A 13,568-nucleotide genomic window follows, 5' to 3' on the forward strand; every position below is an offset into this window, starting at 1 on the left:
TTTAACAGCAGTACTTGTACATGTGAGGCATGTACTCCGCCAAAAGTTCACAATGAAGAGAAAACGGAATGCGTATGCCCTGCAAACAGCTGTGCAACAGACGGGAGTCAAACCACTAACTCTGACTGCAGCTGTTCAGCTTTTTGCGGTATTAATGAGGTTTGGGATTCACAGCAGCAAGCTTGCGTATCCACAAAATGCACAGATGACATGATTAAATTATATAACGCGGGTGATTTGGCAAAAATCGGCAGAGATGCTAAATATCCTTTAAGCGGAAGGTATTGTTTGATGAATAATATTGACCTTAAAACAGACCAGACTTTGCCCGCTACTCATAAAACCGCAGAAGGTTGGATACCGATAGGTATTTTTTCTGGAGTATTTGAAGGTAATGACAAAATAATATCAAATCTAAGGATTAATCGTCCCACTGGTATCCAAGGTTTATCCCAAGGTTTATTCTCTAGTATGTCAAGTGGTTCCAATATTAATAACCTTGGAGTTACCAATATTGATATTTATGCACTCGACGCAGGCGGGTTGGTATCATTTAATAGTGGAACCATAACAAATTGTTACGTTACAGGAAGTGTAAGAGCAGGTTTGTTAGTTTTTTATTCTGCGGGCGGATTGGTTGCTTGTAATAGTGGAGCAATCACCAACAGCTATGCAGCAGTTAATGTAGGAGGACCGATTTCTCCTGGTGGATTAGTCGGAAGAAATGATAACGGAACCATTACAAACAGCTACGCAACGGGAAGTGTAGATATTGCAAACAGTTACTCGGGGAATACTGTCCTTAGTGTTTGTAGCTGGGGAGGCGGACTGGTTGGGTTGAACTCTGATGGAACCATTACAAACAGCTACGCAACTGCTAAAGTAAGTCGTGGAGATAAATGTCATGGCCTGGGTGGACTGGTTGGGTGGAACTATGGTGGAACTATTACAAACAGCTATTGGGATAAGCAAACCAGCGGACAGGCTACAAGCGACGGCGGTAAAGGCAAAAACACGGCGGATATGAAGACTCCGGCGACTTTTTCAGGTTGGGATACTACTATATGGTCATTGGTTCAAGGACAATATCCTAAGTTAAAAGGAGTTGGCGGACAATAGGGCTTAATAAGTTCAGCTGGGCAACTTCCCAGCCACTTAGCCTCTTCTCAATGGATTGCCTCAAACTCTTAAGCTCTTCACCCCCTATCAGCTTCTTAGCTGATAACTTACCGGTGGTAACAAATTGTAAAACTTTGTTACCAAAAGTGGCAAATTTTTTCTTGATATCATTTAATGCCTGTATGAGAATTTCTGCATTATCCTACGTTAGTTTTAATCCCAGTTTTGAACGCAAACTTACTCCCCAAGAAAAACCACAATACACCGAAGCATTAAACAGCGCACTGGAGTATCTTGACATCAAAAACCTTGCTATGATTATTCACGGCACAAGTTTTCCTGCTGTGGGAAATGATGCCGATGTCGGCTCTCCATACGGTCAGGGAGCAAACAAATTCGTAGATTTCTTGCAACTTCATGGTTTCAATGCAATACAACTGGGACCGGGCGGAGAAATATCAAAACAAGACCCATCCCCTTATTCAGGTAAGGTCTTTGCCAAAAATGGACTCTTTATTGATTTGAACGAACTTACAAAAAAAGAATACGCTCAAATTCTATCCCCAACGATTATTAATAAAGCTGTAAAAAAAGCAAAATCAAGCCCCTCCGGTAAAAACTACAGCTATACAAATTTTGATAAAGCGTTCAACACTTATGAAAAAGTAATGACAGCAGCTTATAGTGAATTTGTTAAAAAAGTAAAATCTAAAGATAAAAAAGCGCTGCAGCTAAACCAGCAATTCGAAGCTTTTAAACAAAATGAAAGCAGCTGGCTTGAATACGATGGTGTTTACAAAGCATTGTCTTCTCTTTATAAGACAGATAATTTCAATTACTGGGGAAATGAAGAAGATAAGAATTTAATAACAGAGTTAAAAAACGGAAATCCTGATGCAATTGAGCGTTATAACATCGTTAAAAGCTTCTATAGAGAAAAAATAGAGTTAAATAATTTCATACAGTTTGTAGCGGATAAACAGTTAAAAGAAAACTCAAACCACAGAAAAGAAATAGGATTTAATTATATCGGGGATATTTTGGTGGGATTTTCGCACTCTGATGTCTGGGCAAATAAAGACGCGTTTTTAGAAGGTTGGGAATTAGGCTGCCCCTACGGAGGCAAAGGCAACGGACCACAAACATGGGCAATCCCCACACTTGACCCGAAAAAATTATTTGATGAAGACGGTGGTTTAGGTATAGCGGGACAACTTTTAGAAGACAAAATAGCTTACTCTTTGAAAAATTATAATAATGTAAGGGTAGACCATGCGCTGGGCTTAGCAGACCCGTATATTTACAAGCCCGGAAGCATTGTAAGCAATGACGGAGTAATAGACAGAAAGAAACTTGTTGCAAACAATGTTTCCAATCTGCCCGAGGTTGACCCGCAAGGTAATTTCAGAAAAGTTTTGGAAAAAATTGTACTGCCTGCATTTAAAAAATACGGCGCGGATAAGGATGAGGCTGTTTGGGAAGCCTTATGCAGCCCAACCCCTGTTTTTAGCGATACTTACTATAACAAATTGAAACTGCCCGAAATAACCCAAACGGAATGGAGCCGTGTGGAAGGCAGATCGCGGATGAACTGGAGCCTGTTAGGCTCACATGATTCTGCGCCCGCTATAAGAATGAACAGGGACAACGACGGATGGAATATTGATTACCTTTCGGGATATCTAAACCCCGACCCTGCTAATAGTGAAGGCAAAAACAATTTCAGAGCAAAAATCGCAAATAACCCGCTCGAGCAAATAAAAGCAAAATTCACTGAACTGTTTAGAGGTACAAAGAATATTCAAATAAGTTTTGCCGACTTCTTCGGTATTGACAAAGTTTATAACCATGGCGGGCAAAAGAAGCCTTCTAACTGGAGATTGCGCTTAAACAATAACTTTGAAGATACTTACCATAAAATGCTCGAAGCAGAAAACCCCAAAAATCTCACGCTTAATATGCCTGAAATTTTAGCTACTGCAGTGAGGGCAAAAAAACAGATGGAAGTAGCTATGCACCCGGATATGGCGAATAATTTAAGGGATAAGTTGAATAACGAAACAAAGCCTCTTTTAGACACTTTGGACCGTTTTGCAAAAGTATTAAAGGAAAAATCAAATTAAAAAATAAACGCAGATTTCACATAAATCTGCGTTTATAGTTATAGTTAACTGGTTATTTTTTTAATTTATCCAGTTGTTTTTTTGTTGCGTCAACACCCTTGTCGATACCTTTTTTGGTCGCGTCATAACCTTTTTCTGCGCCTTCTTTGGTAGCTTCTGTACCTTTTTTAACGCCTTTTTTGGTTGCGTCATAGCCTTTTTCTATAGTACTTTTTGTTGCGTCATAACCTTTTTCTGCACCTTCTTTGGTAGCCTCAGCGCCTTTTTTTAACTCTTCTTTGGTTTCTTTGGTGAATTGTTTCATGTCCTGTGTTACAGTATGTTCAGCCATTTTTAATTGACTTTGTGCATCGGTAATATTTGCATCCGCAAATGCAGTTGACGTACTTAACACTACCGCAGTAAAAGCTGCAGCTAAAATATGCTTTTTCATAAAAAACTCCTTTAAAATTTTCACCACTTTACTATAGCAATCCCGCCGCAAACCGCAACTAGCTGATACGGCTAATAAAGATGGTTATTCTTTAATATACTCGCTTCTAAAGCTGTAAGCCTGAAAATTATTGGAAAAATGATCAGGTCTTAGACCGGCTTTAATCTTCAATGACATTAAAAATTCACGCTTATCAGGCAGCTGCTCCCACACTGACGGTAAATAAACCGCCTGATAATTTCCGTCTTTTATAATTAAGCCGTCTATAAAAGGGGTTATTTTATTTAATAAATCTTCTTCGCCCTTAAAATTCATTCTTTCAGGGATAGACAGCAAAGATACCGCTATTGATAAATCTTCCAGCTCTTCCCTTTGAACGGGAGCAAAACGAGGGTCTGAAAATGCCGAACTCCTAGCATTCTCAGCTAAATCATCAAGTAAGGAACGGTGGGCTATAATTGAACCTATGCAGCCTCTTAAATGATTATTTTTTTCAAGGGTAACGAAACTTGCACCCTTCTCATCAAAAATAGCAGGAATATCCATGCTCATTGAAGACGATGTGAATTTCGATTTAATGCTGTTTTTACAAATATCTATAACCAAACTTGAATAATATTCTTTTAAAAACCTGTTTTTCTCTCCTTCATACAAAAACCAGCTGCCATAGCCAACCACACTTGTTTTGTCATCCGTTACCGCAGAAGAGTTTATCATACCTATTCTTATTAAAGAGTAATTCTTCTCTTTGGCAAAGCCAACTAAACCTAAAATACCGATACACCCGCATGCCTGCTGAGCCTCAAAACCTGTAAAATCTTTGGACTCAATCATAGTTGCGGTAAGGTTATCGAGCTTAAGCGCATCTGAATCATTTAAAAAATGGCTTAAATCCGATGAAATTATAAACCCGTTTTCTTCGTTAGGGTAATAAAAATTAATAATTTCTGAAATTTTATCAAAATTTTCATTACCGACTAAAACAGGAACGATTGTTATATCAGGAAATAACGTTTGCAAAAGAGGAAGCTGGATTTCAACAGAATGTTCCTGTGCCATCGCTGCATCATATACATACGCACCAAAAATGTTTTCCAGCTCAGCATTTAATTTTTTATTTATTTGGACATCGCCTAACGGTGTGTTCCAAAAATCATAGCTTGTAAGCGCAAGCCCTTTAAAACCAACCCTGTGAGCAGGTGCAAAGATAAATAGAGTCTTTAAATCCGACCGCAGGGATTTTAACCCGTTATAAGCGAGCTGCCCCGAGTATACAAGCCCGGCATGCGGTACAATAACCGCCCTGGACTTGTATTCATAATTATTTTTAGAGTTTTGTTCAAATCCGTCAATTTGCAAGAGTAAATCATCGGGGTTAGCCTTATAAAAAGTTCCTGCTACAGACGGGGCTTTTATTTTATTCATAAAAAGTATTATAATGCAATTTATGAAATATCAAAATACCCTTAAGGATAATAAAGTAAAATGCACCATCTGCCCCAGAGAATGTAACCTAAAAGAGGGGCAGGAAGGATTTTGCCATGTAAGAAAAAATATCGGCGGAAATATTGTTCTGACAACTTACGGATATAATACAGGACTTGCCATTGACCCCATAGAGAAAAAACCGCTTTATCATTTTTATCCCGGCTCGTCAGTTTTATCTTTCGGAACACTTGGCTGCAATATGGGCTGCCAATTTTGCCAAAACTGGACAAGCAGCAAAAATAAATCGGAAGCCGGACTTTTAAATAATGCATCCCCTAAAGACATAGTAAAAACGGCTTTGAAATATAACTGCAAAAGCATTGCTTTTACATACAATGACCCTATTATATTCTTTGAATATGCAATTGATACCGCTAAAATAGCGAGGGAAAGCGGGATAAAAACCGTTGCCGTAACTTCAGGCTTCATTAATCCAAAACCCGCAGAAGAATTTTTCTCTTATATGGATGCAGCAAATATTGATTTAAAAGGGTTTAGCGAAAGATTTTACCGAAAAAACTGCCTCGCTTCTTTGGAACCTGTATTAAATACAATAAAGTATTTAAAAAACGAAACTGATTGCCACATAGAACTTACAACCCTGTTAATAGAAGGTGAAAATGACGCCGAGGAAGAACTGCAGCAGGAATGCCAATGGATAACAGATAACTTAGGCAAAGATGTTCCTTTGCATTTTAGCGCATTTCACCCTGCTTACAAATTTATGGATAAAAAACCCACCTCCGTAAATACTCTTTTAAAGGCTTATTCAATAGCTAAAGAAACAGGGTTAGACTATGTTTATACAGGAAATATTTTGAATGTGGAAACTTCCACAACCTACTGCAAAAATTGTCAAAAACCCGTAATAGTCCGCGATGGATACAGAATACTCCAATATCATTTAGAAAACGGCAAGTGTATCTACTGTTCGACAAAATGCGACGGAGTCTTTAGCTGATTATCTGAAAAACTCCGCCCCTATTCTCAAAAGCCCGAATATCAATACCGCGCTCATCATTTTGTTAATAAGCCCGCTGCTTGCTTTTTTAGATAAAAATATGCCTATTTTAGACCCTACAAGACTGGCAACTATAGCTATAGGTATTATAAATAAAACAACTTCTCCAAGCACAAGTTTTGACGAAAATGCAAAAAAAGCATGAACCGTAACCAAAAAAGTAATTGATGGCAAAAGCGCTTTTGTGTCACTATCTATAAAGCATTTCAAAGCCGTTGCAAATAAAATTGCACCGCCTATCCCTATAGAAGAACTTATAGCTCCTATAGCGGCAAAAAGAGGATACAAAAGAAATCTCAAACGAGAATTTTGTATATTAAAGAAAACATCCCTGTTCATAAGATATAAAGACACCAAACAAACCGCCACATATATGCCAAAAATTAACTTTGAAGGCGCAAAAGAAGTAAGATATGCCCCTGAAACAGTACCGAAAATAATAGCAAAAGAGAGCTTCCAAAGAACATCCATTTGCATAAACTTTTCATTACGTCTGTAAAAAATAGTTGCAGCGCTGTTTATAAAAACACATGTGGAACTTATACCTATGATTTGATGCAGGCTAAAAGTATGAATACCAAACAAAGGCAACACGCTCATAAAAAAAGGTACTATAATAAGACCGCCGCCTATCCCCAAAAGCCCTGTCAAAACTCCCGAAAAGGTACAAACCAACAATATTGCCAAATATTCCATTTATATCATCCTAAATCTATATCTTAAATTATATCATTCACAATATTTCGGCAACGTGTTATTATACAAAAATGGAAAAGATACTAGAATTCAAAGGACAATGGCGAGATTACCAAGAGCGGATATTGAATAATCTAAGCCTGCATTTATCCGATAAAAAGCTCCATGTGGTGGCTGCGCCGGGTGCCGGTAAGACTACTTTGGGCATAGAAATAATTGCCCGAATAAGCAATCCTGTCTTAATCCTTGTTCCTACAATAACAATTAAAAACCAGTGGAAAGGGCGTATTGTTGACGCTTTTTTAAACGGGGATGAAAAAGAATTAATTTCAACCAATATACGAGAACCCAAATTTATTACAATTTCAACCTACCAAGCGCTTCTGGCATCATTTTGCGGTAAAGAAGATGAAGAGGAAGAAGAGGTTGAAGAAGCTGATACCGAAAGTTCACGTGATGTTTGCGGCAGATTATCGGAAACCAAAGCACAAAAAGTTATAGCGTCTATGAAAGCTGCCAATATAAAACTTTGCTGCTTTGATGAAGCGCACCACTTACGCAAAGAATGGTGGAAGGCTCTGGATTATTTGGTAGGATATCTTGAACCCGAGCAAACAATTTCGCTCACGGCAACCCCGCCTTATGATGTAGATTATGAAGAATGGTCAAGATATGAAGAATTGTGCGGACCTATTGATGAAATAATCTCTATTCCGGAATTGGTTAAAAACGGTGATTTATGCCCTCATCAGGACTTTTTGCATATTTCAAAAATAAGAGATTTCGAGAATACTCAAATTAATCAACAGCTTGAAAATATTTCTAAATTTATGGAAGCTTTACTAAGTAATGACGATTTAGCCCACTCCTTGAGAATATCGTCTTTTCTCAAAGAACCGGATTTTAATATCGACTTAATTCTGAGTGACCCTGAGTTTTATGTATCTATTGTATCTTTTTTAAAGGAAAAGAATAAAACTATACCGATAGCATTTTTGAAAATTTTTGATGCCAAAGAAAGTGAATTGCCTAAGTTTGACAATAAGCAGGCGAAACTTCTCTTAAGCGGACTGCTTATAAAGCACAGAGAAGAATTTGCAGAAATCGAGAAGCAATTGGATGCTTTGGCAAAACAGGCACGTGAGTGCAAGATTTTGCAAAATAAAACAATTTATATGGATGACAACCCAAAAATAAAACGGCAGCTTGCAAGCAGCAGCGGTAAAATTGATTCTATTTTGGAAATTGTAGATTTAGAATCAAGAGCTTTGCAAGAAAAATTGAGGATGGTTATACTCGCAGATTATATAAAATACAAGGAAGAGGAGAGTTCTCAACTCGGAGTTATACCTATTTGGAGTGCATTAAAAGATAATTTTAAAGGCAGGATTTCGCTTGGAGTGCTAAGCGGTAAAATTATTCTATTGCCTAAAAATACCGAGAATGATTTTTACAAAATCTTAGAGAAAAACAATATCCCAAAAGAAAACGTAACAATAAAAGCTTTTGAGCGTGATGGGGAGTATTTGCAGATAACACCCAAAAAAAGTATCAAATCTCAAATAGTACATTTAATAACGGATTTATTTAACAAAGGTCATATAACTGTCTTGGTCGGAACTCAAGCTCTGCTTGGAGAAGGTTGGGATGCACCGAGTATAAACACTTTAATCCTTTCAAGTACCGTTAGTTCTTACATGCTTTCTAATCAAATGAGGGGCAGAGCAATAAGAATAGATAAAAATAACCCCGACAAAGTTGCTAATATTTGGCATTTGGCTTCGGTAAGAACACCTAACATTCGCGAATTGTTAGGAACGCTGTTTTCAAGCTGCACAAAAGATATTTTGGAGGGATGGAGCTTGTATGATATAGCTCAATTACAAAAAAGATTTAGCGGTTTTGAAGCTCCTTCATTTTATAAGCCGTACGTTATACAAAGCGATATTGAAAGATTATTTCTGACTAAAAAGAAAATGGATGATGAAGACACTTTTGTAGCAATCAATTTATCTATGAAAATTCGTGCAAAAGACAGAGCCTTAACCAAAGCAATCTGGAATGAATGCCTGCAGACGCCATACAATGCTCCTGCACAAACCTTGCGGGTAGGAGTTGATGCCAAAATGAAAAGACTTGATAATCTTAGTTACAGCGGCGGATACCTCAATGCTCTTGTATTGGCGGGCATAGTTTCTGGGATCCTTTATTCTTATGTGGCAAACTACCCTAAATTAATCTTTGCAATACCTGTTATTTTCGTAGCAATGATATTTAAGCCTACAATAACAGTCTTACGAACTGGTTCACCTGAAAGACTGTTAAAACAGATAGGTTTTGTTATTTTAGAAACTCTTTCTTATCAAAATCTTATCAAAACTAACCTCAAACTTGTTAAAATAAAATGCGACACGGATTCAACTAAAAGACAGTATTTTTATGCATCGGGGTTGCCTGTTGAAGAAAACAACCTGCTTATCCAAGCTATAATAGAGTTTTTAGACCCTATAGAAAGCCCGAGATATATCCTTGAGCGCACAAACCGTTTATTCGGCTTTTTTAAACAGACCGATTTCCAGGCAATCCCTGAATTAATAGGAGAAAAAAGGGAAAATATTAACGTTTTTGAAGGTTTATGGAAAAAATACATAGGTGATTGCAAAATATTCTATACCAGGACTACTAAAGGCAGACAGGCTCTTTTGCATGCCAGAAAAGCTTCATTCTCGAGTTTAACAAGAAGTAAAAAAATAAACCGCTGGCAATAAACTTATATACCAATTCCTATTTTTCGTTGTTTAGCGGTGTCCTGCGTTTTCATTTCCTGAAATAACACTTTAATATCTTCAAAAGCTGCATATTTTTTATCATTAATAATAGCCCTTCTGCAAGCAGAATTAATCATAGAAGAAATATCGGCATAAGAACAACCTTCTGTCATATTCACAATTTTATCAACAACAGGCAAAAGCTTATGTGCGGGTTTTTTAAATTTTATAAGTTTTGTTATCATATCCTTTCTATCCTCTTCACCGGGATATGTAACAAGGATTTTTTGGTCAAACCTGCCGGCACGTTTTGCCGCATCCGGGATGTCCATGCATCAGAAAACCGTTAGGCATATCAACATTACCGTCTTTTATTTCCTGCCTGTATTTTTTATCCCAAGGCCGGACAATAAATTCATTTATCAAAGCTTTCGTTTCTTTCATACTTCCTATTTCGTCAAGACTATTTGGATCTAAGGTGTTAAAATTTACTTTCATTGCTTTTAAAACGGAGGGACCTTCACAATTAGACAGTTTCAGCAATGGCATATCTTCTTCAATTTCTTCCTGTACACTCTCAAAAGTATCCCTTTGGATATTTGCATATGCTCTAAGCCGGTTTTTTATATGGTCGTCCTTCACCTTTGAAATAAGCGTTTGCATATTATCTCAAAACGGGTCTTCAAAATTAACATTATTTACCATTTTCATCATCATTTCATAATCTTTTTTTCAAGAAAATATTCTACAGGTGTGATTAACCGAAAATCATAGCTACTGTTATCACGATAAAGTGCATTGGATTTTGCACATTTGTTTGAGCTGTTAATATGTAAAATTTTCATGTTAAGCCTTTCTCACATACTCTATTAAATACGGGCATAATTTTTTTGCCGTTTTTAAAAACAAATATTATTCTAATTTGCTATAATAAGTTAATAATCAGTTATTCAGGATTTCTATGCAGACAAAACCAAATATTAACCGAATATTCAACGACCTTGCCAAAAACTACGACAAGTTAAACAACATCATTTCTTTAGGTTTACACCTGAACATAAAAAAACAGGCTGTTAAAAATGTGCCGTTGAAAGATGATTTTAAAGTTTTAGACATTTGTACAGGCACAGGAGATGTTGCAATTTATATTGCCAAAAACATAACCAAGAACGGGAAAGTAACCGGCATAGACTTTTCAGAACCAATGCTTGCAATAGCAAAACGAAAAGCCTCTAACCTTAAAAACATTGAATTCCTTAATGCTGATGCAATGGCTTTACCGTTTGAAGATAATGAATTTGACGCTTGTTTTATCAGCTTCGGACTTAGGAATTTGCCTGATTATAAACAAGCCCTGCTTGAAATGAAACGCGTTACTAAAAACGGCGGCTTTGTTGTCAATCTTGATACCGGAAAACCGCAGGGATTTTTGAAATTCTTTTATCAAATATATTTTTTCAAAATCATGCCTGCATTGGGTAGATTTTTCCATGGAAATGCAAGCCCGTATGAATATCTGGCAAAATCAAGTAAAAGTTTTCCCTCATCAAAAGAACTCGTTTCTATGTTCGAAGAATTAGGACTGAAAGAAGTTAAAAGCGTTAATTTTTTGTTTGGGGCAATATCACAGCAAATTGGCGAAGTCTAAGCAAAAAAAGATATAGCAAAATTCATATTTATGACTTATAATAAAAATTAAATATAAAAGAGGTAACTATGATTATTCAAAAGGTAAGCCCTGTAAGTTCCGCTAAAAACAGTAACATTAAGGCTATTAGTAGCCAACCCCTTGTTAATATGCGCAGCTCTCAAGATAGTGTTTCATTCGGTATTAGGCTTAAAATCACAGATTTTGGTAAAATGTTATTAGAAGCACTTGGCAAAGATATTAACAAAATAATTAAACACGTAAAAGACCCTGCACTTAAAGCAGAAACCGGAACCATTTCGGATTTTGGCAAAGGTGATAAAATAAAAGTTACCCAAGCTGTATTTAGTAACCGATTAAAAATCATACGGTGTAATTGGTTGATAGGAAGTGATGGAGATGCCACCTATCCGCTGGATATGGTAAAAAAAATGTCTGAAAGAGATATTGCAAGAGAAATTCTTTCTGCTTCAAAAATCTCAGGTAATCCAACAAATCCTTATTTCGGTATGTAATTGTTCTTGAATTAAGCAGTAACATAAACTCTGTCCGTACAAAACTGAAAAAGTAAGCGGGATTTTAACGATTTGCGTATCAATAATAAGTGTATTTTCCTTTTAGCTCTGCCATCAGACATATTCATCACTCTGTTTCAAACGAAAGGCAGGTGTTTGAGTTATAAAAAATTATTAAAATTTGTTTAGATTTGAATTCAGAGTATTGACAAAACTAATTAATAGTATATACTATTAATTAGTATAGGTTACTAATAAGGATATTTTAGTATGCCGGTTAAACGAAATACATTTCAAAAATCTTTAGTTCTTAAAACGGTACATGATATGAAATGCCATGTCAGTGCTGATGAGGTTTATGATGTAATCAACAAAAATTATCCCAATATTAGTAGAGCCACGGTTTATAGAAACTTAAACGAATTAGCAAAGAGCAAAGAAATCAAAAAAATAGAAATTCCCGGAGGTGCCGACCGTTTTGATTATAAATGTTTTGACCATTACCATATAAGATGTTTAAAATGTGGAAAAATTTTTGATGTTGATATGGAGTATATTAAAGATTTAGAAAAAACCATCCAAAATTCACATGGATTCGAATTTAAGGGACACGATATTATGTTCAAAGGCATTTGCCCAATATGTAGATAGATTTAAAAATGAAAGGAAAAAATCATGAAAAGTATCGCAACACTAGACCTACAATACGCTCACAGATTTTATGGATTTAAAGGTGAAGCACAATATTTACACGGACATACCGGCGTATTAACTATTGAAGTTGAAGATTCTGTCAATATGGGAGTTAATATGGTTTTTCCTTGTAATGAAATTCAAAAAACCGCTTGGGAAGTTTTAAAGAATTTTGACCACGCATTAGTTTTAAGAGAAGATGACCCATTGTTGCCGGCAATACTTAAAGTTTATGAAGAACAAGGCATCAAAGATGGTACACCGATGAATCAAATGAAAGGTCCTGCTTTCAAAACAGAGCTTGCAACAGCTTACCCTGATTGTCGTTTAGTTGTTACAAAAGAAACAATGACTGTTGAAGGTATGATTAAAATCGTATATGAATTATTGAAAGATAAATTGAATATTTCTAAAATAACATTTACAAGCGGTGTTAACGCTGCAACAGAAGATTTTGTTACTAAGAATAAAATTGAACGCTGTCCGTTATGTGGTATCGCGCTAAATGAAAACGATGTTTGCCCAAAATGTGGGTATAAAAAACAATAGTTCAATTATACTCGAGCTTAAATTAAACAAACACCTTGCACAATTATGTGCAAGGTGTTTGTTGTTTTGAATATAAATATTCAAACTTGCTTGCAACTTTTTCATAACTTCCAAAATATGAAAAAGTCAAATTAGATACTTTTATTAATGCTATTTTTAGTCTTGTTAAGTAATAAAACAAGGGAAAGCAATCCTGAAGAGGATAACTTTTAAAAAAAACACATAAAGTTTAAAGATATTTAATTTTATAATTCTTTAAAAATAAAACGCGCCCGGAGAGACTCGAACTCCCGACCTTTTGGTTCGTAGCCAAACGCTCTATCCAACTGGGCTACGGGCGCATATTATTGTTTTTTCAATCCTTTCGCCTCAGTTGGATAGAGCGGTATCTATATTTCGTTGAACTTTTACTTCGTAAAAGGTACAACAAGCCAACCGGGCTACGGGCGCATATTATTGTTTTTTCAATCCTTTCACCTCAGTTGGATAGAGCGGTATCTATATTTCGTTGAACT

13 protein-coding genes and 1 tRNA gene are annotated in these 13,568 nt (G+C 36.2%); 8 read left to right on the top strand and 6 right to left on the bottom strand.

The genetic code is table 11. The features are described from left to right. Both PHX18_08705 and PHX18_08710 read left to right on the top strand, forming a co-directional pair. A partial coding sequence (locus PHX18_08705; protein ID MDD3594689.1) for a GLUG motif-containing protein occupies nucleotides 1–1,119 on the top strand: 1,119 nt, incomplete at its 5' end. 182 nt (nucleotides 1,120–1,301) lie between these two features. Continuing rightward, the gene (locus tag PHX18_08710) at nucleotides 1,302–3,242 is read left to right on the top strand and encodes a 4-alpha-glucanotransferase (protein MDD3594690.1); all 1,941 of its coding nucleotides are present in this window, start codon (nucleotides 1,302–1,304) and stop codon (nucleotides 3,240–3,242) included. 52 nt (nucleotides 3,243–3,294) lie between these two features. Here the strand turns inward: PHX18_08710 and PHX18_08715 are convergent, their stop codons facing one another. Both PHX18_08715 and amrB read right to left on the bottom strand, forming a co-directional pair. Next, nucleotides 3,295–3,675 (bottom strand): hypothetical protein, encoded by a 381-nt coding sequence (locus PHX18_08715; protein ID MDD3594691.1) that lies wholly within the window; start codon nucleotides 3,673–3,675, stop codon nucleotides 3,295–3,297. An 84-nt stretch (nucleotides 3,676–3,759) separates the two neighbouring features. Further along, on the bottom strand, nucleotides 3,760–5,100 hold the full coding sequence (gene amrB, locus PHX18_08720; protein MDD3594692.1) for an AmmeMemoRadiSam system protein B: 1,341 nt from the start codon (nucleotides 5,098–5,100) through the stop codon (nucleotides 3,760–3,762). A 22-nt stretch (nucleotides 5,101–5,122) separates the two neighbouring features. Here amrB and amrS point away from each other — a divergent pair, with 22 nt between their 5' ends. Continuing rightward, on the top strand, nucleotides 5,123–6,124 hold the full coding sequence (amrS, locus tag PHX18_08725) for an AmmeMemoRadiSam system radical SAM enzyme (protein ID MDD3594693.1): 1,002 nt from the start codon (nucleotides 5,123–5,125) through the stop codon (nucleotides 6,122–6,124). Here the strand turns inward: amrS and PHX18_08730 are convergent, their stop codons facing one another. Continuing rightward, complete coding sequence (locus PHX18_08730) at nucleotides 6,125–6,880, bottom strand: sulfite exporter TauE/SafE family protein (protein ID MDD3594694.1); 756 nt, start codon at nucleotides 6,878–6,880, stop codon at nucleotides 6,125–6,127. A 71-nt stretch (nucleotides 6,881–6,951) separates the two neighbouring features. On the opposite strand from PHX18_08730, the gene PHX18_08735 reads away from it, so the two are divergent. Continuing rightward, the gene (locus PHX18_08735) at nucleotides 6,952–9,648 is read left to right on the top strand and encodes a DEAD/DEAH box helicase family protein (GenBank protein ID MDD3594695.1); all 2,697 of its coding nucleotides are present in this window, start codon (nucleotides 6,952–6,954) and stop codon (nucleotides 9,646–9,648) included. A gap of 2 nt (nucleotides 9,649–9,650) precedes the next feature. Here PHX18_08735 and PHX18_08740 read toward each other — a convergent pair whose 3' ends face one another. Together PHX18_08740 and PHX18_08745 are read right to left on the bottom strand one after the other, a co-directional pair. Then, on the bottom strand, nucleotides 9,651–9,980 hold the full coding sequence (locus PHX18_08740) for a hypothetical protein (GenBank protein MDD3594696.1): 330 nt from the start codon (nucleotides 9,978–9,980) through the stop codon (nucleotides 9,651–9,653). Then, complete coding sequence (locus PHX18_08745; GenBank protein MDD3594697.1) at nucleotides 9,940–10,311, bottom strand: hypothetical protein; 372 nt, start codon at nucleotides 10,309–10,311, stop codon at nucleotides 9,940–9,942. Before PHX18_08745 ends, PHX18_08740 begins: the two co-directional genes overlap by 41 nt. Before the next feature lie 298 nt (nucleotides 10,312–10,609). Between PHX18_08745 and ubiE the strand changes: the two genes are divergently transcribed. From ubiE to PHX18_08765, 4 genes are all read left to right on the top strand, one after another. Beyond that, complete coding sequence (ubiE, locus tag PHX18_08750) at nucleotides 10,610–11,296, top strand: bifunctional demethylmenaquinone methyltransferase/2-methoxy-6-polyprenyl-1,4-benzoquinol methylase UbiE (protein MDD3594698.1); 687 nt, start codon at nucleotides 10,610–10,612, stop codon at nucleotides 11,294–11,296. A 68-nt stretch (nucleotides 11,297–11,364) separates the two neighbouring features. Next, a complete protein-coding gene (locus tag PHX18_08755) occupies nucleotides 11,365–11,811 on the top strand; it encodes a hypothetical protein (GenBank protein ID MDD3594699.1) in 447 nt (148 codons plus the stop codon). A 270-nt stretch (nucleotides 11,812–12,081) separates the two neighbouring features. Next, nucleotides 12,082–12,462 carry a transcriptional repressor gene (locus tag PHX18_08760; GenBank protein ID MDD3594700.1) on the top strand — a complete coding sequence of 127 codons (381 nt, stop codon included), beginning with the start codon at nucleotides 12,082–12,084 and terminating at the stop codon, nucleotides 12,460–12,462. Nucleotides 12,463–12,486: 24 nt separating this feature from the next. Next, nucleotides 12,487–13,053: a 6-carboxytetrahydropterin synthase gene (locus PHX18_08765; GenBank protein ID MDD3594701.1), complete on the top strand. Its 567-nt coding sequence runs from the start codon at nucleotides 12,487–12,489 to the stop codon at nucleotides 13,051–13,053. A gap of 267 nt (nucleotides 13,054–13,320) precedes the next feature. Here PHX18_08765 and PHX18_08770 read toward each other — a convergent pair. Then, a tRNA-Arg gene (locus tag PHX18_08770) sits at nucleotides 13,321–13,394 on the bottom strand. Nucleotides 13,395–13,568: the final 174 nt, after the last annotated feature.

The organism is Candidatus Gastranaerophilales bacterium (assembly GCA_028696075.1).
Lineage (GTDB): Bacteria > Cyanobacteriota > Vampirovibrionia > Gastranaerophilales > JAILCC01 > JAQVHS01.